We start from the raw sequence: 23,128 nt of genomic DNA, 5'->3' as shown, positions 1-23,128 counted from the left end.
GATTTTTGAGTAAAAAGCATAGAAAAACAGCCCCTAAGGACTGTTTAATCTTATACAGTAGCTACTTGATCCAAGCTTTCACCGATAGCGTCTAGGCGCTCGACAACTTCAGCTTGTGTCAATTCATTTTCTGAAACATAGCGGTTACGTGGGTGAACACGGCACTCGTGTGAGCATCCACGAAGGTACTTGTCTTCATTTTCTTCTGATGTCAAGATACGACGATTACAGAATGGATTTCCACAGTTGACATAACGTTCACATGGTGTTCCATCAAACCAGTCTTTCCCTACGATGGTTGGGTTGACATGGTTGACATCTACGGCAATACGCTCGTCAAAGACGTACATTTTCCCATCCCAAAGCTCACCTTGGACTTCTGGATCTTTACCGTAAGTTGCAATTCCTCCGTGTAATTGACCAACATCTTTGTAGCCTTCACGGACCATCCAGCCTGAGAATTTCTCACAGCGAACACCACCTGTACAGTAAACCACGACGCGCTTGTCCATGAATTTTTCCTTGTTATCACGAACCCACTGTGGCAACTCACGGAAGTTGCGAATGTCTGGACGGATAGCCCCACGGAAATGTCCAAGGTCATACTCATAGTCATTACGAGTATCAAGGACCACTGTATCTTCGTCTAGGAGAGCTTCCTTAAACTCTTTTGGTGACAAGTAAGCACCTGTTGTTTCAAGTGGGTTGATATCGTTGTCGAAGTCATTGTCTTCCAAACCAAGGTGGACAATTTCTTTCTTGTAGCGAACAAACATCTTCTTGAAGGCCTGTTCATTTTCTTCGTCAATCTTGAACCAGAGGTCTTCCATACCTGGAAGGCTGTGAACGTAATCCATGTATTTTTGAGTTGTTTCGTAGTCACCTGAAACTGTTCCGTTAATTCCCTCGTCAGCGACTAGGATACGACCTTTAAGGCCGATTGATTTACAGAAAGCCAAGTGGTCTGCAGCAAATTGCTCTGCATTTTCAATTGGAGTATAAAGGTAGTAAAGTAAGACACGAATATCTTTTGCCATAAGATTTGTTCTCTTTTCTATTCTTAAATTTTCAGAATTTTTCATCTAACTATAAGTATACCTGCTTGAGAAAACGAATGCAATTTATTTGACTGGAAATTGTAGAGGGTTCTTAATATTTCCTGAATGGTTAAAATAAGGAAAAGAGGAACATGAATATCTATGCTCTCGTTTCAAAAAATCACTGCCTCCCCCAGATAAGTCTGAGGAAAACAGTGATTCAGTTTTTAGGAATTAGGAATGAATACACGAAATCAATTTAGCTGATTATTTTTTGTTTTTCAAGAATTCATCGTATTGTTTTTGCATTTCGTTCAATACTTTTTCGTAGGCACCTTCAGATTTCAATTTTTCCATCAATTCTGGAATAGCTTTGTCTGGGTCTACAGTACCAGTGTTGATAGCTGTATCGAATTGTTGCATTGTGTTAGAGATAGCTGAGATTTCAGATTTCACATTGTCAGTGTTAAAGATGAATCCAAGTGCTGGAGATTCTTTAGCTTCAGCCAATTGTTTCTTAGAATCTTCGATTTGTTGGTCTGTAACGTTTTCGTTGATGTAAAGGATCCAGTTGTTACCAGTATTCCATCCACCCATGTGAGTGTTTCCTTTGTAGCCATCAAGGACACGAACACGGTTTTCTTTACCTGAAATTTTTTCCCAGTTCTTGCCTTCTGGACCGTAAACAAGACCGTTCAAGAGTTCTGGGTTCGTGTTCAAGAGGTTCAACACTTCCATTGATTTTTCTTTGTTCTTAGAGTTGTTTGAGATGACAAAGTTAGCAACTTGTGTTGTTTGGTTTTTCTTGATGAAGTTAGTGATTGGTTTGATTTGGATGTCTTTGTTTGCAACACGTGAAAGCAAGCTGTTACCGTAGTCAGCTGGTCCTACTGTTTCTTCACGAACGAACCAAGTATCTTGTTGAAGGTCAAATGAAGTATCGCTTGTTGCTACGTCTTTTGGAATGTATCCAGCTTCATAGAATTTGTGAAGAGTCTTCAAGTGTTCTTTAAAGCGAGGCACTTCGTAACGGTTTACGATCTTAGTAGTGTCCCCTTCAAGGTCGATAACGAATGGAAGTCCATTTGGAACTGGGTAGTCAAAGTTATCAGATGGGATGAAGTTCTTAGTAACCGCAAATGGCACTACATCTGGAGCTTTTTCTTTGATTTGTTTCAAGACTGGTTCAAGTGTTTCATATGAAGTGACACCTGAAATATCGATACCGTATTTAGCAAGAAGAGTTCCGTTGAAGGCGAAGTTTTGAGATGATGCAACGTTGGCTGCAACTGGAACTGCGTAAATTTTACCGTTAATGCTGTTACCTTTGATGTAAGCTGGGTCAAGTGCTTTATAAAGCTCTGCTCCTTCTTTCTTATACAAGTCAGTCAAGTCAGCATAGGCACCTTTTTGAGCATTTACAACATAGTTAGATGCAAAGGCGATATCGTAGTTTTCACCAGATGATGTGATAACTGACATTTTCTTATCATAGTCACCCCAGCCAAGGTATTGGATATCCAATTTAGCACCAACTTTTTCACCGATGATTTTGTTAGCATTTTCTAGCAATTCATCTAAGTTATCTGGTTTGTCACCGATTTGGTACATTTTGATAACAGTCTTATCACCTGAAGCTGAGTCAGCAGCCTTTTTGTTACCTGAAAGGTTTCCACAAGCAACGAGACCAGCAGCCAAAGCGACTACACTAGCAGATACAAAAGCATATTTTTTCCAGTTTTTCATGACAAAAACTCCTTTTTTATTTTTAAACTTATAAACAATGTAATGATCTTAACTTCACGCAAGGGAAGTTTGGAAATGAGAAATGTTCTTCTCAATAAGCACTATTCTTTCACACCACCGATAGTCAAACCTTTTACAAAGTAGCGTTGGAAGAATGGATACAAAATCGCGATTGGAAGGGTTGCGACCACAACCATGGCCATACGACCTGTTTCTTTTGGAAGAGCAACTCCCAGTTGACCAGATAGGCCGACTGCTTTGGCGATGTAGTCCATATTTTGCTGGATTTGCATGAGCAAATATTGCAATGGATACAAGTTGTCACTCTTGATGTAAAGAAGGGCGTTGAACCAGTCATTCCAGAAACCAAGTGCTGTCAAGAGCGTGATGGTTGCGATACCTGGTAGTGACAATGGCAAACAGATTTGGAAGAAAATCCGGGCCTCACTAGCACCATCGATACGAGCGGATTCTAGAATAGCTTCTGGAATGGTCTTCTTGAAGAAGGAACGCATCAAGATGATGTTAAATGGTGAGAGAAGCATTGGAACAATCAAGGCCCAAACTGTATCACCAAGTTGAAGTAAACGAGTGACCACGATATAGCCTGGTACCAAACCAGCGTTGAACAACATACTAAGAAGGGCAAAAATCGTAAAGAATCTGCGATACTTAAAGGTTGTCCGTGAGATGGCGTAGGCATAAGTTGTTGTGATAAAAACGTTTGTGATAGTCCCCACCACTGTTACAAAAACTGAGATGAAGAGGGCTTGGAGAATTTTATCCTTAAATTGTGCCAAGAACTCAAAACCGTCTAATCCAAATTGAGATGGGAAGAAGCTATATCCATTTTGGAGGATACTCTTTTCATCTGTCACAGAGATAACAATAACAAATATGAAGGGTAGGATACAAGAGAGGGCAACCAAACCAGAAATGGTACTAAAGAAGATATCTGCTTTCTTACTGAAGGAGTGAATGCCGACATTATCAATTTTTTCTTTTTTAATTTTCTTTTCTGCCATATTCTCCTCCTTTCTAGAACAAGGCTGAGTTTGGATCAACTCGTCTTGCAAGTAAGTTTGATAGGATAACCAGAATCAAGCCGACAACTGATTGGTAGAGACCTGCCGCTGAAGCCATCCCGATATCCGCTGTCTGAGTCAAACCATTATAAACATATACGTCCAAGACGTTGGTTACGTTATAAAGCTGACCAGCATTGTGGGGGATTTGGTAGAAAAGACCGAAGTCTGCACGGAAGATATTTCCGACTGCAAGGATGGTCAATACAGTTACCAATGGTGTCAACTGTGGAATAGTTACATTGCGAATTCGTTGCCATTTGCTAGCCCCGTCCACTGTTGCTGCTTCGTAGTAGGTTGGATCAATTCCCATGATTGTCGCATAGTACATGACACTGCTATATCCAAAACCTTTCCAAATACCTAGGAAAAGTAGGAGATATGGCCAGATACCCAAGTCAGCGTAGAAATTGATTTCCTTCATCCCGATAGATTCTAGGAAATGGTTGAAGACCCCTTTGTCAATGTTTAGGAAGGCATCTGTAAAGAAACTGATGATAACCCAAGACAAGAAGTAAGGGAACAACATGGAAGTTTGGAAGATCTTAACCATTCTCTTAGAACGGAGTTCACTGAGGATGATGGCAATCCCTACTGATACAATCAAACCGATAAAGATAAAGCCGAGATTGTAGAGGACAGTATTTCGAGTAATGATAAAGGCGTCTTTTGAACTAAATAAGAATCTGAAATTATCGAGTCCGACCCATTTACTATTCACGATGCTATCTATGAATCCATTACTGGTCATGTGGTAGTCTTTAAAGGCAACCACGTTCCCAAATACTGGAATGTAGAAGAATAGAATCAACCAGAGTGCCCCTGGCAAAACCATCAAGAGAAAGATCCAGTTGTCTCTCAAGGTTTTTGAAAACTTATTCATAATTTCCTCCCTTTTTTATTTTGATATCCATCTAAAAATTCCTTTTTAGACTTTTGATAACGATTACATTATTAGTATACTCCTATTTGAAGGTTAGGTTAAACTACTAATTATAGAAAAAACTCCACAAATTATTTTATGTGGAGTACTTTTGAAGAAAGGAATGTTTCACGCGAAACACTCTGAGTAAGAGCACAGTGTTCTTGTTTTTAGGTCGTGTAAATGGTTGAAGATGTCGCAATGGTATGCCACTGGTTGGCTGTTGTAGCTGCGAAATCCTTGTCTGCGTAGAAGTCAGTAAATGGTAAGATTTCCACTTCTAATTCATCGATACGGTCAAGTTGACCTGCCAGATAAGCCTCGATACGGCTTTCTGCTCGCTTGATGCGTTGCAAGAGCCCGCCCATACGGATATCAACTGTATCCAAGCCAAAGACCTTATTTTCTTTCAACCATTGATAGCTAAAGAGGGCATGGAAGTGTTCGATTTGGCTTCTGAGTTCTGGTAATTCTTGTCTGACGATTTCTTGCAGGCTTTCTTTATCACCTTCTTGATAGGCTTTACGAATACGTCGTCCCACATCGACTTTACTGCTTAAAATCTGGTTCAACTGAGCCTGAGTTTCAAAAAGATAGGCATAGTTCCCAGCTGTCTCTTTAATGTCAGCAAGCGTCTCAGCAGCCTGGGCGAAGTGCGGTTTGTCCTGTTCAGGTGTCATGTGCTGGTCAAGAATTGGACAGAGAACATCCTGATAAAAGACATAGCGGTTAGGGTTGATGCCACTGAGATTGCCTGGTAAATCTGGCAAGAGGTTGGCTAGGTCGATCTGCATGAAATCCTCAACGGATAGACCTGTATTGGTCTTGAAGTGAGCAGACAAACTGTCTAGGTCATTGCGGTAGCTGAGTTCTGCCCAGATTTGCAGGCTTGGTAGGATAGAGAATTGGGCTGTTTCCCCACCATTGTCCCCCCAACCCGTTACGATGACTTCTTTGATGTCATTGACACGGCAGGCTTTATTAGCCTCGATAGCCACTAGACGGCTAAAATGGTTGTGAGGTGTAAAGCCAATCCACTTCCAAGCTCCCCCTGCAAATGCAAGGTCATGGCTAATCTTGTGGTGGTTGCGGAAATTGCGATTGTATTTTTCCTCGCTATCCTGATAATAGTCCCAGTAAACCAAGGTCACACGGTCTTTGAGACGGTCTAGGTAGACACGAGTGTCTTCTGGAATTTCCACATCACGGTCGTACTGGCCATCCGCTGACATAAGTTTAAAGAACATATCGCTCCACATCTGGCAGTGGAAACCATATTTGTCAGCAATATCCAGCACGCGCTCCAAGTGTTGGCACATGAGGAGACTACGATCCACCACACCGTTCAATATCAAGTAACGTCCCAAGCCAACCAAGTGGGCTTCGTCCATCCCGATATTGACCTTGCGAGTTTGTAGCTTAGACAGGGTGACAAACATGCCATCAATCAGGTCATAAACTTTTTCTTCGCCAATGAGGAGAATATCCTCCACATCACGGAGTTCCTGCACTTCCTTGACACCCCATTTGACAAAGGCTGACAAGTGGGCCAAGGTCTGGATGCAGGGCACAAAGGTCATGTCAAACTGCTGGGCATAGGCTTCGATTTCCTGCAACTCCTCAGCCGAATAAGCCCCACGGAAATAGCCAAAGTAAGGCTGTCCTTCAATCTGGTAGGTGTCTTCCATGTAAAGCTCAAAGGTTGAGTATCCCATGAGAGCCAAGATCTCAATCATCTGCTTAGCAGAAGCCACATTCAGCACCGCATTTCGAGAACAGTCTGCCATATAAGCTAAATCTTCATAAGCTGCTTGTTCTTCAATCTTTACCTTGTCACCTTCTGCTAGAGCTGTTACCAACAGGGACAAGGCACGATAAAGTTGGTGGGGTTTGCGGTAAGTTAATTGATAGTGGCCACCCTCACCCTTGATAGAGATAGAGGCTTGGTCAGACTGAGCGACAGCTACCTCTACATCTGGTAAAGAAATGTGCTTTTGAAGCAACTCTATAGCTTGATGTTGTTTACTGCTAATTCCTGTAAATCTTACCATTGATTTTCCTCCTGTAACCAGTTGACAAGGGCACCGTAGAGATTGGCATCTGCATGATAGGTGCAGGCTTGGATAACGGGTGCAACCGTGTATTCTTCGTAGGCATCGACAAAGTCTTCAACAGCCTTCTTGACACCTTGAATAAAATCTGGATTTTGACTGATAGAGCCTCCCAGACTGATGACATCTGGATCGATGAGATACTGGATATTGAGCAAGCCTTGCGCCAGATTGCGGTTCATGCGCTCAATGGCTTCTTGGCAAAGAGCATTCCCAGCTGCGGCTTCTTGGTAAATCTTGCGGCCGTCCCAGTCAGTCTGACCAGATTTTTCAATCACGTATCTCACCATATTGCCAGTTGACGCTAGTTGCGACCAGTTGTTGAGCTTTTCAGCAGGGGCAAGGGTTGTCATATAGCCAAATTCTCCACCCAGGCCGTGGCGACCTCGGTAAAGTCTGCCATTGATAATCATGGCTCCGCCAATCCCTGTCCCAATCACGACGCATGCTGCATTTTCAAGCTCTGAATGAGCTAGTAGTTCACTGAGTCCAACGCAGTTGGCATCATTTTCCAGATGGACAGGTAGCTGATGATGGGCAAGGGCTTCATACCAAGAAAAGCCGTGGATATAAGGAACGGCACTGAAGCCATCAATCACACCAGTTTCTTGATTGACCGCGCCTGGAACGCTCATAGCAATCCCGCTGTAATCCTGTTCTGACAAGCGCTGATCTAGCCAAGCTAGTAAATCCTCCAAACTTTCTGGCGTTGGATTGCTTTCCTTATCCAATATTTTCCCATCAGGAGTCAGACTGGCAAACTTAATTCCAGTCCCTCCGATATCAATCGTTGCAATGGTCATTGTTTTTACCATAAAAAGAGGCGAATCAGCAGTTAGTTCTTACTTTTTCGCCCCTCCTTTCTTTTTATGTTTACTTTTTGAAATTAAATTTCTTCTTTTTTGATGAATTCTGTACGAATCTCTTGTGGTGAAATGAGGCCTCTATGAACTGAATATGGTCGTTCAAGCAGGTCAAGGAAGAGATGTTGACTTTCTGGTACATGTACATTTTCACTACACATATTGTAGTAACGAAGGACATAGCCTTCTTCATTTTCAGCTACCTTAAAGGCTGTTGGACAGATTTGCGGTATGCTGAGAACAGAATGGCTCAAGAGGCTACCAGTCGCAGCCACGCTACCCTCTTGTTTTGCAACTTGAAGAGATGTGAATGGTGTCTGCAAGGCTTTAGCACGACGGAAAGCTGAGAAGCGTTCTTGGGCTTGGTGGCATTCAAGCGCAAACTCGACTTCAAACTCACGCAAGCATTGGGCTTCTGGTGTTGGGAAGTAACCCCAGTCACCCAACTCACCTGATGCACGCAAAATCGTCACTGCAATAGTGTCGTCCCCAAGGATTTCGTATTCATTCAATCCTTTGTTGGATACAGTCACCCCTTTTTCATCGTCATACAGACTGACAAAGGCTTGTTGGTGTTGAGGATTTTCAGGATTTTCCCAAGAAGCAGCTGGTTTGTTTGGTCGTGTCACCACCTCATAGATGCTTTCAGAATCGTTGCTTGGACGCGTGTTATGAGTCTTAACCAAAAGACGGATACGGTGGTCTTTGGCAGTGTTGGTAAAGCGAGTCTTGCAACGAATTTGTGGATTATCAACAAAGACCGTCATCTCTGTTTCAAGAAGAATACTTGTCAACTCTTCTGAACGTCCTGCTTCACGCTTCATAAACTCGATGATGCCTCTTTGCTCTTCTTCTAGCTTTTCATCTGCACTGACAGGCACGGTCAATTCATGTTTGAGCAAAATCTTAGCGTAGCGAGCTGTGTTTTCCAAGACCTCATAACCCTTAAGCTCTGCATAGATTGGCTCTGTTCCTTTTGGTTGGAAATAGATATACTCGTTTCCGATGTCCCCACGGTCTTCGAAGCGGATAAAGTCTTCGTAGGCTTCGTGAGTTGTCTTGTCATAAACTGTGATATTGTCATCTACACTCACCGTTACAAATGGCGTATCAATCACTCCGTTTTGGTAAATACCCTCACGGTGTTCTTGTTCTCCTTCCAGCAATTGGAAGGTTGTCCAAGAAAGCGGTGCTAGGTGAACTGGAATGGTCACGCGCACTTGACGAGCGATACGAGCTTGGCGGAACTTGTCTTTTGGTAAATCATACTCAAAATTAGCTCCAAGGTCTTCGATTTTAGCCTCTACAGGACGACCATCCAAGTCCTCTACACGGTAGCTTGGCAAGGTAAGAGTAGCCATCTTCTTGTAGCCTTCTGTTGGGTGCAATTCCTTGAAATCACAAGTCGCCACATCAATCACTGTGCTGACAGTATCAACCTTATCATGCAATCCTGTGTTAATAACAGTAAAGAGATAATCACTTTGAGCCTTAGCTGTAGCAATTTTGCCCTTCCACTCGTTAAGAAGATTGCTCTTCACAAAGTTTCCGACTTGGTTGACCTTGGCAAAACGTGTCTCCATCTCACGGTGAACTTCGTCCACGCTACAGCCACAGATGCTATCATGTGGCGCATTTTGTAAAAGAGTTTTCCAAGCATAAGTCAACTGGTCCTTGTGGTTATGACCCCCAGTGATAATAGTCAGTGGTTCTACAACTTGCTCTAGGAGGTTGCTATTTTCTTGGAAAGCTTGTTTGAGGTAAATGCGGGATGAAGAAGTGTTGGCAAGCGTGTACCAGCCATCTGTTTCCTGACTGGTCAACTCGCCTGTAACCGTTGATAACTGCTCTGGTAGGGCACTTTCCACGGCTTGGACATATTCATCAAAAGAACTATGAACAAAGTTTACATCTGGAAAGAGTTCATTTGCCACACGAATGGCTTCACTCAAATTTTTCTGCACAGGTTGATGGTCACAGCCGTTCATCATCAACCACTGGTTGGTTGAAGCATAGTCACGCACGTCTGCCAGTTTTTGTTTCCAGAAGGTCAAGGCCTCGTCTTTATCAACTGGAATTTCATTCCCATTACTGTACCAGTTGGCAAAGAGAATCCCGAGGACACGACTTCCGTCCGCACCCTGCCAATACATTTCTGAAAACTGAGAAGTAAACTGCTCATCTTCGAGAACTTGGTTGTCAAATCCAATCGGCTTCACACCACGACCAAAAGCTGCCACATGAATGCCTGATTTTTGAAGAATTTGAGGAGCTTGTCCCATATTTCCAAAGGTATCTGGGAAGTAACCAATCTGGGTTGATTTGCCCCATTTTGCACATTCTGCTTGACCAATCAAGGTGTTTCGGACATTGGCTTCACTTGAAATCAAGTAATCATCCTGCAAGATGTAAAAGGGACCAATTTTAAGTTTGCCTTGGTCGATGTAGCGTTGAACTTTGTCGCGATTTTCAGGGCGAATTTGCAAGTAGTCATCAAGGACAATGGTTTGTCCATCTAAATGGAAACTCTTGAACTCAGGGTCATTTTCAAAAAGATCAAAGAGATTGTCAAATAATTCCACCAACTGCATACGGTGGCTTTCAAAAGGCAAGTACCACTCACGGTCCCAGTGACTATGTGAGATAATATGTACGACAACATTTTCCATGAAGTAAAACCTCATTCTAAATTTAAATTTTTATTGTTAACGTTTTTGGATGTAAATTTGTGATTCTTTCCAAGAATCAGTTGAGCTAAAGCGTGTTCCTTAGCGGATATCCAAGTAATCCAAGACCAACTCACAGAACATCATATTAGCCCAAGAGAACCATTCACGAGAATAGAGAGTTGGGTCGTCCACGTGGAAGCTTTCGTGCATAACACCTGTGCCCCCATCGCAAGCAACCAGCTGATCTAGCAAGAATTTCTTCTCTGCCTTATCTCTTGTTGTCAATCCTTGGATAGAAAGGGCGATTGGCCAGATATAGCGATAGAAGGTATGAGAACTACCGAGACCACTGGCATATTCTCCTTGGTAAAAATATGGATTTTCAGGGCTCAGAATGGTACGGCGAGTTGCTTGATACACTTCATCATCGACCGAACAGTAGCCCAGATAGGGCGCAGCTAGTAGACTTGGTACATTTGGATCATCCATGATGCTGGCATTTCCTAGGCCATCCACTTCAAAGGCATAAATCTTTTCGCCCTTGCTGTTGGTGGTGTAAGCATAGTTTTCAATTCCTTCTTGGATTTCATCCTGAAGACGATTAGCGTCTGTGATAACACTCTCGCTATCCGCTAGGTTTAATACTGCAAAGATTTCTTGGACATACCCCAAAACAACAACTGCAAACATATTGGACGGAATCAAGTAACTATACTGGCAACAGTCATCGCTTGGACGAAAAGCTGACCAAGTCATACCTGTCACTGCAAAATCAGGTCCAAAGCCATCATTTACCAAGGTGTCTTCCTTACGATCGGTATCACGAACAAAACGATAAGGAGAGTTGGTGTGGTCCTGTTCCACCGTCCACAGATTGAGGATTTCCTTAGTCGCTGCGACAAAAGTCTCATCAAACTGACTAGTCTCGCCAGTCTCTTTCCAAAGGAGATATGCTAACTGCAACGGATAGCAAAGCGAGTCCACCTCATACTTGCGCTCCCAAATCCAGCCATTAAGGTCTGTGTGGTCGGTCTCGTGGTGCCCCTTCCAGTTTTCCTCAATGTTAAAGGAATTGGCATAAGGATCCTTGAGTACCAAGGTCATCTGACGTTTGACCAAACCTGCAATGGTCTGACGCAGGAGGGCATCTCTTTTAGCCACATGCAGGTAGGGTCTGAGTTGAGCTGTCGAATCCCGAAGCCACATAGCAGGAATATCTCCTGTGAGCACAAAGGTTGAACCATCTTCTAGGATTTCAACTGTATTGTCCAAGGTGTCGGTGTAGCAACGCTCGAAAACATCCACCCACTCTGGATGGTCCTTAGCCCTCTCTGCCACTTCATCTAGCCATTCTCTAACAATTTCTTTTGAATAAATCATCGTGCAGTATCCTCTTTCAAACAAGTTTCATTTTCAGTATATAGCTTTTGAGACAGAAAATACATACACAAATGATAGTCATTTTTCTACAAAATAGTTATCTTTGAAACTCCTTTTCTAAAGACCCTCTTTTTCTGATATAATGTAGAAAAACAGCTAAAGGAAAGACTATGAAACCACTACTTGAAAGCATCGATACCCGATTTGGAACTGCCAGCAAACATGCCTTCTCTCGGGGAAATACCCTGCCATACACAGGCGTGCCTTTTGGGATGAATTACTTTGTGCCCCAGACCAGTGACCAGGATGGATCTTGGTTTTTTGATCCACATCTGCCTATCTTTCAGGGGATTCGATTGACCCATCAACCAAGTCCTTGGATTGGAGACTACTCTTGGCTCCTTCTGACACCTGTCACCGGTCAGCTAGGGGGAGACAGCCTCTTTCACCGCCAGTCTTCCTATGACATAGATAAGGCCTCTTTCAAACCTCATTATCTGAAGATTTTCTCCCTGCGCTATCAGATTGAAACCCAGCTTACACCGACTTGCTACGGTGCTTCTATTCATTTGGAGCAAAAGCAAGGCAAATCCCTCTCCCTCTATCTTCACGCAACAGATGGTCTGACAGTAGAGCAAGTAGATAAGAGGAATCTTGCCCTGCGACAAGAAGGAAAAACTGAGACCAACAAAAATCCACTGATACTTTTCACTGCCCTGCAAATGAATACGGATATTCTTACTGTCAGTCAAGAAGGTGGAGACTGGCGAATCGACCTGACAGATAACCATGCTGAGATTCAGCTAGCGACTTCTTTCATCTCTCCTTCTCAAGCACTAATCAATCTACCTCAAGAAGATTTTGATAGCTGTAAAGTAAATGCCCAAGCGGATTGGGAAAATCTCCTCCATCGTTTTGACATTATCGAGACAGGAGAGGCTGATCGAACCTTCTTTGATCACTGCCTTTACAGACTCTTCCTCTTCCCACAAACTTTTTATGAAGTTGATGAATCAGGGCAAGCCATCCACATAGATTTGGCTACTGAAACTGTCAAGCCTGATGTCCTCTTCAGCAACAATGGTTTCTGGGATACCTTCCGCACCACCTTCCCCCTCTTTGCCCTTATCATACCGGAGCACTATCACCGCTTTTTAGAAGGCTTTCTCAATAGCTACCGCGATACTGGTTTCCTTCCAAAATGGCTGGCTCCAGATGAACGGGGTATGATGCCAGGTACACTTTTAGACGGTATTATCGCAGATAGCGCCTGCAAGGACATGGCCCCCGACCTAGAAGAAGAACTCCTCCAAGCCATACTTGAAACAGCCAGCAAGACCGACCCTCTCGGCATCAATGGTCGCCACGGACTAACCCAATACCAAGAACTTGGCTACCTCTCTACCGACCACCACGAAAGTGTTAGCCATACCCTAGACTACGCCTATAGTGACTTTTGTATCGCCAGCTGTGCTGAAAAACTGGGGCAAATAGAGATTGCTGAGACTTATAAGACTACTTCACAAAATTACCACCATCTATTTGATGATGAGACAGGTTACATGAGAGCGCGAGACAATCAAGGCAACTTCCGCCCTGACTTCTCTCCTTATAGTTGGGGGCGTGATTATGCCGAATGCTCTGCCATTCAAGCGACTTTAGGCGTCCTCCACGACATCCCAGGCTTGATCCAGCTTATGGGTGGAAAAGAAGCCTTCAGCAACTATCTTTTGAAAACCTGTCAAGATGCTCCCCTCTTTGAGACAACAGGCTATGGTTACGAGATTCACGAAATGAGCGAAATGGCTACTGCTCCTTTTGGACAACTCGCTATTTCCAATCAACCGAGCTTCCACATTCCTTATCTCTTCCGCTACAGCAATTACCCTAACTACACTGCCCTTCTCATCAAGACGCTCCGTCAGAAAGCCTTTCACCCAAGCTGGCAAGCCTATCCTGGTGATGAAGACAATGGCAGTCTCTCGGCCTGGTACATCTGGTCGGCTCTCGGATTTTATCCAACCTGTCCAGGAAAACCAAGCTATGACCTCGGAATCCCTCTCTTTGACCATCTCCGAGTCTACCTGTCTAAAGAAGATAAATGGCTAGATATTCATGCTGAGCAAAACCACAGCCATTTTAACTTTATAAAAGAATGCCGACTGGACAAAAAACTAGTATCAACTATTCAACACCAAGACCTCCTAAAAGCTGAGCAACTAACCTTTACACTTAGCTGGTTACCAAGTCACTAGCTAGTAGACAAAAGAACCTTTGTATCGTGCAAAGGCTCTTTTATTTTATGAAACTTGTACTTGAAGTTGATCAATCAGCTGTCCATCAACAGTCAGATTCAGATAGAAATCCAAGGTCTTATCAGCAGCAAAGTGCAGGGTTGGTAGACACAAATCTTTTTTGCTTTCCCCAGCTTGGAATTGAAGGACTTGAATTTCGTCCTGATAGGCGACACCATGGACACCTGTCCCCGGTTGGATCGAAATCTTAGCCTCTAAAGGAGTATTACTTTCGCTACGTTCAATCCTAAAATGAAGAGTCTCTCCCTTTGTCACAGTTAAACTTTTTTCTGCAAATGCTAGTCCCTGAACAACTTCTTTTTTTACTAAGCTAGGAGTTTTATAAAGTGAAATTTTAGTCAGTACAGGCAAATCCTGTGCCTCTGTAATCATCACGCGCACCTTCTGTGCCTCTACTATCGGCCCTCGCAGGAGACGCTTATGACCAACTGTAAAGCCTGTGCCAAATTCTTGCCAGACGCCATCCACCTCTACTTGCACATGAAAAGCAGCGATTCGTTGCCCTAGCTTCAAATCTTCTCTTAACTCAATTACATCAAAAGTTTTAGGTGACCCTAAGTCGAGTTCTAACTGGATGGGCAAGCCCGCATCGCTTGCCCAAGAGCTGGTCTTAAGGCCATCTGTCAGATGGTGACAAGCAAAGTCTGCGGAAAGAGCAGGACCAGATACCCCAGCTCCCAGAGCCAAATCTTCTTTATAGAGCTCATTGCGATAGGCCGCAAATTCATAGAGGCGCTTGATATCTTTATCGTCAAATAGACCATCTTGATTCGGCGGAATATTGAGCAAGAGAGGTGTTCCCCTCCCTACCGAGTGGAAGTAGATTTCAACCAACTCCTCGAGAGACTTGGGATCCTGATTCTCATGGTAAAACCAGCCCGGCCGGATGGAAACATCTGCCTCACCAATTGAAAAAATCGTACCTAAGGAATCTCCGTGCTGAAGATAGTCCAGCTCTGCTTCTGTTCCTAGTTTATCAGGATTCACCTTTTGCCACAGTGGATCACCTGCATATCCTCGTTCATTGCCAATCCAGCGGATACTAGTGCCTTCTGTTGAAAAAATTAAGCAATCGCCCTGCAGGTCACGAATGATTTCAAACCATTTTTCAAATTCATAATTAACCTTTTGAGCGCCCTCTCCTCTGGCACCATCCATCCAGACCTCAGTAAATTTCCCTCCATTACCATAGGCAGGATTTGATAAGATTTCCTTCAACTGAGACAAATAATAGGCATTATAGTCCGCTTCTCGCTCCACATGATAGAGAGGACTGTGGGCATCCCAAGGCGATAGATAGACCCCCATATCCATATCAAACTCTGTGGCAGCTTGGGATACCTCAAGGAGCAAGTCACCCTCTCCATTCTTCCAAGGACTGGCCTTGACCGAATAATCCGTATAAGCTGTCGGATAGAGGACAAAGCCATCGTGGTGCTTGACCACCAAAATCAACTTCTTAAAGCCCGTTTCCTTGAGCACGCGAACCCACTCACGCGCATCTAACCTTGTCGGGTTAAATCGCCCAGGATCCTCCTGACCTGTCCCCCATTCCTGGTCATAAAAAGTATTAGGCCCAAAATGGATAAAGGCTGCTAGTTCATCCTCTAAATAAGCTAGCTGGGCCGGACTTGGCAAAGGGCCATGCGGTTTTATTTCTCTTACCATACTATTTCCTATCTACATTTTTCTTTACTTTTTTGGCATGTACTTGCAATTCTGTTAACGCTAGGGGACTGGTCAAGCCTTCAAATCGAAGACGAAGGGCATAAGTTTCCACCTTGTCAAATTCAAAACGAATCTCTTCATCCTTGTCGCTTGAAACTTTTCGGATAGCTGATACAGGTCGCCAATTCTCCTCTTGCTTGAGCAGAGAATCCTTGTCCAAATGGTTGGGAGTCCGAGGCAAGGCAGGCTCATTCCCTATGTAATAATCAATAAAAGTAGGCTCCATCGCCACATATTCTTGATTTTCAACACAATACAAGGTCACATTATCCACAAATCGCGGTTTTAAAATCCCTGCATCTCCAAAAAGAATGCCCACGCTAGCTTGCTCTGACTTGATAATCCAAGTATTGCCTGTCGATTTCTTCCGAGAAATAACCTTGTCATTGAGATATGAGGCTGGGTGATTCGGCTCTGAATGGGAAGCAAAGACCAGAGGTAGGTTGGATCCTGTCCATTGATTGGAAATGACTTCCCCATCTACACTGGCATCTGTCACATGAATGGTGACTATTGCTGGCAACTCACAGCCCGCTACCTGCCCTGTGAGAACGCATTCTCCTACCTGAACATAGACTTGAGGATCGAGTTCATCCCAAGTCACCTTGACCGTATCTCGTCTGCCATCTGATAAGACTAGCTTGACTCGGTCTGGTAAGTGTGGGGCTTCCTTGACAAGCGTCCAAACCCTTTCAGACTCAATAGCACAAATCCCTTGGACACAAACCTGAGCAGAAGCCCTTAAATCCAGCCCTTCAAGCTGGCCAGATATCGTAAACTCATGAAAGCTTGCTATATCTTCTTCGGAGATTGCCTCCCAAACAACATTGACTCGTTTTGCACTACCAGACTCATAGTCCACCAAGACTGAAGATGGAAGCTGTGGATAAGTTCCCCTATCTGTATATAAGCGAAGTGGTCGTACAGAAACTGCTTGCCCTAGTGAGGTATTTTCTGCCACCTGCAAATGAGTTTGATAGGTTTTCCCTTGATAAATAGCACTGATAACCAAGTCGCCTGCAGACAAGCAATGAAGCACTCCCTGCTTGATAATGGCGTGGGCACTGCCACTCGTCTCCCAAATCACTTCACTATTCCCCACCTTGTTCACAGGGTTATCCACAGTTTGTGGATAAAGTCCAATGGCTGGGGAATCCCCTTCTTGTAATCCTGCCTGCTTGTCCACTCGAATCTCAAACAAGCGCTGATTTTTCACTGGCTGGCAATCAAAAGCCTCTCCCACTAAGAGATCAAAACTTGCTGGCTCTAGTCCTCTGGCACTGGCCTTTACTCTTACTTGGCCCGCCTGCTCCAAGCTCTGAACCAAAAGGACACCTCTGCCATGAAAGGCTTTCCTCTGAAACCGACCATTTTTCTGGGCTTGGTAACGTTCACGACTGGCCTGCCTGCCATTATCCACACCTACAATGCGAGCAGGGCCTTCAATTTCAAAATGAAGCTGATTGGAAGCAGTCGGCACCCAATTTCCAGCTTGGTCCAATACATCAAAATAAAGATAGAGGAGATCTTGCCCATCTGGCTCCAGTTGTGTTTTCTCGGCATGTAACCCGATTTTGGCTGGCTTACCTGCAGTCACCACCTTATCTTCTGCCACAAGCTGACCTTGACAGTCATAGGCCACAGCACGCAATTCTCCTGGTTGATAAGCCAAAGGCCATTCGAGATAGAGTTGGTCAGAACCTTGTCCCTCTTGGTATTTTCTGCCATCTGAAGTCCATTTTTCCTGAAAAGTCTTCCTACCTTGAGATTTTCCATTGAGAAATAGCTCTACTGAACCAGCATTTGAATACACTCGAACAGGGATATCCCCATACTTATCCACAACTTGTTGATAACTCTTGTGGATTTCCCAATTCCAGTGAGGTAAGATATGAACCATGGGATACTGATCTAGGTCCACCCACTGACTTTGATAGAAATAATAGTCATTTTTAGGAATCCCTGCCGTATCCACAAGCCCAAAATAGGAACTCTTGACAGGTGTGTCATTTTGGTTGTGCCAAGGAGTGGGCTCACCGATATAGTCCACTCCTGTCCAGATAAACTGACCCGCATAGTCTAGCCGATTTCTATCTGCTATCCAAGAAGCTGTCGCTGTCTTCCCCCAAGGAACCCGATCATTGCCATAGTCTGACTGTTCAAAATTCCTCACGCGGCGATTATCCCCAACCCATTCCTTATCTGGGCGAAAATAGCTGTCACGCGTTCGGGTAGCCGATGAGGTTTCAGACCCATAAAGTCGCCACTTGGGATGTCTTTTGCGAATCGCGTCAATATTATCTTCTGAGTAATTCAGGCCGACCACATCCAGCAAATCAGCAATCTTTTCATGACCTCCAGACCCATCTCCAAAGCGGAACTGGTCCATTCCCATGGTCACAAAACGGCTATCATCCACTTCCTTAACCCTTCCCAGCAAGCGTTTGATAGTCTTCAATGAATGAGCATCGCCATTTGCTTCACTAACTTCATTTCCTAAGGACCACATAAAAATCGCTGGATTGTTCTTACCACGCTCGATCATAGTGCGCAAATCGTAATCTGACCAGAAATCGCCTGTTTTCGCTTCTGGATGAGTCGCATCTTCCTCAAAAAACCGACCATAGTCATATTCTTTCTTGCCTCCATACCAGGTATCAAAGGCTTCTTCTTGGATGAGTAAGCCCATTTTGGCAGCCACATCTAGCAAGATGCTACTGCCTGGATTATGGGTGATTCGAATCGCATTGACGCCCATTTCCTTCATCTGGCGCAAGCGTCTCTCGGCAGCTGACCTGTTTTCCACAGCTCCCAGCGCTCCGTAGTCATGGTGCAGACAAACCCCATGAATCTTCAACCAGCGACCATTTAGAAAGAAACCCTTATCCGCTTGCCAATCCATATAGCGGTAACCAAAGCTCTCCTCTCCTTCATCAACCAAAATGCCATTTTTGTAGATGCGAGTCTTCAACTGATAGAGATGAGGATGGTCAATATCCCAAAGCAAAGGTTGGAAAATTGATATTGCTTGTTGGAAAGAATATTTGTACCCAAACTCAATCACTAGAGAGTCTGTCGCCTGCCAGTCTGACAGCTGTTGGCCATCATACCAGATACTCTGCTCCAAATACACCGACACGGACTGAGTTTCATCATTTGAAACCTTACTTGTAAGCTGAGTTTCCACCCATCCAGCTCTTTGTTCCTTTAGCTTGGGACTTTCTATCTTAATCCCATACAAATCCAGATGAACTGCATCTGTAATCAACAATTTTACTTCCCGGTAGATACCACTACCCGAATACCAACGACTGCTAGGTTGCTGATTTTCCACAAAAACCGCAAGCTGGTTGGCTGTCCCATCGTTTCTTAGATAAGGGGTGATATCATAAGAAAAGGGTGTATAGCCATTGGGATAATAGCCCAGCACTTGCCCGTTAATATAGACTTGGGCATTCATGTAAACCCCGTCAAAGAGCAAACGCACCGATACAAGACTGGCATCTTCTTCCAAGTAAAACTGCGTCCGGTACCAGACTTGACCCCCGTTTAACTGACCACCCTCATTTTGCGCTGGCGAATAATGGTCAAAATCATTGTAAATACTCCAGTCATGCGGCACTTGAATGGTCTCCCAATTTTCCCTCTGCAAATCCGGCGCCAAGGATTCTTCTTTCCCCACCTCTTGGCTAAAAAACCAGTGATTTCGTAAAACTTCTTCTCTTCTCATACAAGCATTCCTCTTTAAACGAATCGATATACTTGACTATAGCACAAAACAAAAGCGCTTTCAAGACTTCCTCTATCACTCCCTAAATACTCAGAAAAGATTCTATAATTTGTGGAAAAGTCTGAAAATCACTCCTTGTTCATACAAACTGTCATTTTCAAGAAACAAGGTCATACTCTTCTAAAATCTCTTCAAACCACGTCAGCGTCGTCTTACCGTAGGTATATGTAACTGACTTCGTCAGTCTTATCTACTACCTCAAAACGGTGTTTTGAGCTGACTTCGTCAGTTTTATCTACAACCTCAAAACAGTGTTTTGAGCTGACTTCGTCAGTTTCATCTGCAACCTCAAAGCTATACTTTGAGCAACCTGCGGCTCGCTTCCTAGTTTGCTTTTTGATTTTCATTGAGTATCAAATCTGACAAGAAGCAAAAAACACCCCTCTGAATGTTCATTCCAGAGAGATGTTCCTTTTGTCTTAGCTATTGTAAATCGACTGTCTAAAGTCATCTGAATCTTTGAGATAAGCTTTATAAATCGCTTTTTTCAGTTTTTGGACTGGAGTTTCGATAAATTTAAACTTTTTAACCGTTGTATTTCCTGCTTTTATCTGAGCAAGTTCTTCTTTAACAGCTTTATTCATAAGCTCTTGTAATTTTTCTTTACTATCAATCACTTCTTCTTTTCCGTTGTAATTTATAGTAATTGGTTTTAACTTACCTAATTTCTCAACACGCTCAGTTATTTGCTCTTTTTTGAAAGCTGCGTAAGATTTTCCTAAAATGTTATCGAAAATATATTTATCAGATAGCGGTTTGCCTTCTTCTTCAGCTTGGTTTTTATATTGATTTGACACATAAGGAACAAATCCTTCATAATAGCCCAAAGTAGCCATCAATTCAAAGGCTTGTTTTCTAAAGGTGATGTCCCCACTCATACCAGAGTCATTTTGACTAACACCATAAATGGTATCAAACATATCAACAGTATAGTAACCATTTGCTGCAATTTTACCTTTATCTAAAAAACCAGCAATGATATAACGATTGACCAGAATATGATTGTCAATCAAACTATCAATATCTGTCAATTTTTTGGCATCTTCTAAGGTCAGAGCTTGAATCTCCTCACTCTTATGAGTTGGTTTAACTGCTGGACTACGATAATCTACCCAAGTTCTAGGACCTGTTGAAGTGATTGGCGTTATTTTTTTAAAATAACTCATCTTGTCTTCTGCAGATAAGTTTCTACTTGCCTCTGCTTCTAGGTAATCTAGAGTATAAAGAACATCAAAACTTCCCTTCATATAAGATTTCAAATCTTCTGCCGTTTTAAATCGATCAGGTGTTTTATTGTAAAATCCATTCTTATCACTCTCATCATATACAAAGTTGAGATTGAAATAAGTATCCTTTTCTGGATTATAGGAATTTTCAAAAATACCACGCGCATAAAACTCTGCTCCTGTACCATCTCGACGACCATGATTATTAAACAGAACTGTTCCGTCTAATAAATGCGTCATTTCGTGAGAATAAGTAGCTGAACCTCTATCATCCAGAACCCTATCTATAAAGTAACGGACACCTAATCCATTGGCCTCAGCTCCCACCTTAATTACTGGAGAATAGTAATTCATAGGAGTCATAAATTGGTCGACCCCCTTATCAGCTCCATTACCAGTAGCTGATGACCAAGTGCTATCAATCTGGGCATTCGGATTACTTGTATATTTCTTCATCGTATCAATAATCAAGCGATTTGTCAGCAACTTATCACGATTTTCTGGTTTTGTTATACGATAAAGAGTATCAACATAGTTGGCTTGTTGTACAGCCGCTTTTTCAATTAAAGACTTGACTCTAGCAAGCTCAGCCTGATACTTAGTTGGATTAGACTGGGCAAGAGAAGTATCTATATAGGAACCAATATTACCGTAAGTAATCGTCGCCATATTACTAATCACGTAAACATGTGGTTCTTTCACATTCAAAAGTCCCAAAATAGCAGCCATATTAGCCTCTTGTTTACGAGAATCCTTTTCCCCAGCGGTCAACTTGCTATACAGCCCGACATGCGCTGAAGGATTTTCCTTAGATGATTTTTCAACAATCATAGCTTGGCTAGATTTTTTAAGCCAAGTATCCGCATCATCTGACGTAAAGAGTTGGCGATTGCTGTCTAAAAATTCCTTCAAGCTAGCCTTACCTGTAATAGTAGATAAGTATTTTGTAAATGTTTGAGGACTATTGGTCAACTTCATCTCTTCATAAGACATGGATCCTAATTTTTTCAAACTATCCAAGGCTGTCATTGTCTTATTGCCAAATGAACTTGGATTAAAGGCCAGAATATCACGAATATTCGTGTCCCCAAATTGAATATTATAAAAACGATTGATATAAGACAGTCCCAACAAAATCTGCTCTTTGTATTGCTCCAGCTCTTGTTTGACCTTACTGCGATTTTCAGGGGTATCCCCTATAATTCCCAAAGTATGTGAGGCAATCTTTTTGAAACTTGACTCAGCTTGCGTCTTCGTCTGATCAAAGCTTTCTTGAATTGACAATTTTTGAAGATACTCTGTGCGCAACATATCTTTGACCTCTTGGTCAGTGATATTTGGGTGTGTTTTTCTGAGCGCGATTTTCCTTGTTATAATATCTCTAGGATCATAGGCAGGCTCTAACTGTGCTTTTAATTTACTGTCATTTAAGAAATCTACTGATCTCGCGCTTGTGGTAAGAGCAGACACATCCACAGCATCTTCTCTCTCACTATTGGCTGGAAGTAAGTGTGGTTTATCCTCCTGACTACCAACTAAAATAACTCTCGGTTTCATTGGTTTTGTTATTTGACTCACTTCTTGAGGATTAACCAATTCACCAGTTTGTTCATTGATAGCGTATGTTCTGGTAAGTGTATTCTCACCAACTTCTCCTTCAGATGCTACCTTTTCTATATTTTTAGCAAGTGAAGAATCCTCTCTTCGCTCCTCAGTAACAGCAATCGGTTGTATTACTTTTTCCACATTACCAACTTGAATCACTTTATCGACTGCTGGATTTACTTGTCTAGTAGTGTCAGATACCATCACCTGACCTGTTGCTTTATCTAATTGATAAGTCGTCCTAGTTTCCACCGAACCATCACGCCCTGCAACCGCTACTTTCTCTTGTCTGAACTCCAAAGCAGGATTCACCTGGTAGATCGTTTTATGAGATAGGACAGTAGTTTCAACACTCGATTTAGTTCCAACTTCTACAACTTGATCAACTTTGTTAGCTACTATTTTAACAGTTTTATTCTCAGAAATATTTCCACTTGTTTGATCTTTAGTATAGGTAGTAGTAACTTGTTCTTGTCCCTCAATACCCGAAATTTTTACTCTTGTAACGCCGTGATCTAGTTCCTCATTCTTTTCATAAACGGTTTCATAAGGAACGACTTTGGTCTCTACTTTGGTCTGAGGAAGTGAAGTGTCTTCTTTAGTACCAACCAAGATTACTTTTTGGCGCATAGCTTTAGTTGTTTCAGTTTT

Annotated in this window: 13 protein-coding genes; 1 reads left to right on the top strand and 12 read right to left on the bottom strand. The window is 42.9% G+C overall.

Annotated elements, in window-relative coordinates; all coding sequences use genetic code 11:
* Nucleotides 1–50 precede the first annotated feature (50 nt).
* The 8 genes from ADH54_RS10435 to ADH54_RS10400 all read right to left on the bottom strand — a co-directional run bounded on the left by ADH54_RS10435 (nucleotide 51) and on the right by ADH54_RS10400 (nucleotide 11,813).
* Nucleotides 51–1,037 carry a rhodanese-related sulfurtransferase gene (locus tag ADH54_RS10435; protein ID WP_049525087.1) on the bottom strand — a complete coding sequence of 329 codons (987 nt, stop codon included), beginning with the start codon at nucleotides 1,035–1,037 and terminating at the stop codon, nucleotides 51–53.
* A 267-nt stretch (nucleotides 1,038–1,304) separates the two neighbouring features.
* On the bottom strand, nucleotides 1,305–2,783 hold the full coding sequence (locus ADH54_RS10430) for an ABC transporter substrate-binding protein (protein WP_049525086.1): 1,479 nt from the start codon (nucleotides 2,781–2,783) through the stop codon (nucleotides 1,305–1,307).
* 101 nt (nucleotides 2,784–2,884) lie between these two features.
* Nucleotides 2,885–3,808 (bottom strand): carbohydrate ABC transporter permease, encoded by a 924-nt coding sequence (locus ADH54_RS10425; protein ID WP_049488630.1) that lies wholly within the window; start codon nucleotides 3,806–3,808, stop codon nucleotides 2,885–2,887.
* Between the two features lie 13 nt (nucleotides 3,809–3,821).
* A complete protein-coding gene (locus ADH54_RS10420; RefSeq protein ID WP_001032152.1) occupies nucleotides 3,822–4,751 on the bottom strand; it encodes an ABC transporter permease in 930 nt (309 codons plus the stop codon).
* Between the two features lie 209 nt (nucleotides 4,752–4,960).
* Entirely contained in the window at nucleotides 4,961–6,841 is a 1,881-nt protein-coding gene (locus ADH54_RS10415) for a beta-N-acetylhexosaminidase (protein ID WP_049525085.1), read from the bottom strand.
* Nucleotides 6,835–7,704, bottom strand: coding sequence for an ROK family protein (locus ADH54_RS10410; RefSeq protein WP_049525084.1), 870 nt, complete (start codon nucleotides 7,702–7,704; stop codon nucleotides 6,835–6,837). Before ADH54_RS10410 ends, ADH54_RS10415 begins: the two co-directional genes overlap by 7 nt.
* Nucleotides 7,705–7,787: 83 nt before the next feature.
* Nucleotides 7,788–10,433, bottom strand: coding sequence for an alpha-mannosidase (locus ADH54_RS10405; RefSeq protein ID WP_049525083.1), 2,646 nt, complete (start codon nucleotides 10,431–10,433; stop codon nucleotides 7,788–7,790).
* 99 nt (nucleotides 10,434–10,532) lie between these two features.
* The gene (locus ADH54_RS10400; RefSeq protein ID WP_049525082.1) at nucleotides 10,533–11,813 is read right to left on the bottom strand and encodes a glycoside hydrolase family 125 protein; all 1,281 of its coding nucleotides are present in this window, start codon (nucleotides 11,811–11,813) and stop codon (nucleotides 10,533–10,535) included.
* A 170-nt stretch (nucleotides 11,814–11,983) separates the two neighbouring features.
* On the opposite strand from ADH54_RS10400, the gene ADH54_RS10395 reads away from it, so the two are divergent.
* Nucleotides 11,984–14,068: a GH92 family glycosyl hydrolase gene (locus ADH54_RS10395; protein ID WP_049525081.1), complete on the top strand. Its 2,085-nt coding sequence runs from the start codon at nucleotides 11,984–11,986 to the stop codon at nucleotides 14,066–14,068.
* Between the two features lie 45 nt (nucleotides 14,069–14,113).
* Here the strand turns inward: ADH54_RS10395 and ADH54_RS10390 are convergent, their stop codons facing one another.
* The 4 genes from ADH54_RS10390 to ADH54_RS11665 all read right to left on the bottom strand — a co-directional run bounded on the left by ADH54_RS10390 (nucleotide 14,114) and on the right by ADH54_RS11665 (nucleotide 23,107).
* On the bottom strand, nucleotides 14,114–15,796 hold the full coding sequence (locus ADH54_RS10390; RefSeq protein ID WP_049525080.1) for an alpha-L-fucosidase: 1,683 nt from the start codon (nucleotides 15,794–15,796) through the stop codon (nucleotides 14,114–14,116).
* 1 nt (nucleotide 15,797) lies between these two features.
* The gene (locus ADH54_RS10385; RefSeq protein WP_053092331.1) at nucleotides 15,798–19,586 is read right to left on the bottom strand and encodes a sugar-binding domain-containing protein; all 3,789 of its coding nucleotides are present in this window, start codon (nucleotides 19,584–19,586) and stop codon (nucleotides 15,798–15,800) included.
* Between the two features lie 212 nt (nucleotides 19,587–19,798).
* Nucleotides 19,799–19,993: a hypothetical protein gene (locus ADH54_RS12555; RefSeq protein ID WP_049525079.1), complete on the bottom strand. Its 195-nt coding sequence runs from the start codon at nucleotides 19,991–19,993 to the stop codon at nucleotides 19,799–19,801.
* Between the two features lie 72 nt (nucleotides 19,994–20,065).
* On the bottom strand, nucleotides 20,066–23,107 hold the full coding sequence (locus tag ADH54_RS11665; RefSeq protein ID WP_414716762.1) for a ZmpA/ZmpB/ZmpC family metallo-endopeptidase: 3,042 nt from the start codon (nucleotides 23,105–23,107) through the stop codon (nucleotides 20,066–20,068).
* Nucleotides 23,108–23,128: the final 21 nt, after the last annotated feature.

Source organism: Streptococcus pseudopneumoniae (assembly GCF_001072315.1).
Classification (GTDB): domain Bacteria; phylum Bacillota; class Bacilli; order Lactobacillales; family Streptococcaceae; genus Streptococcus; species Streptococcus pseudopneumoniae_R.
This window is presented reverse-complemented; position numbering and strand designations above follow the sequence as displayed.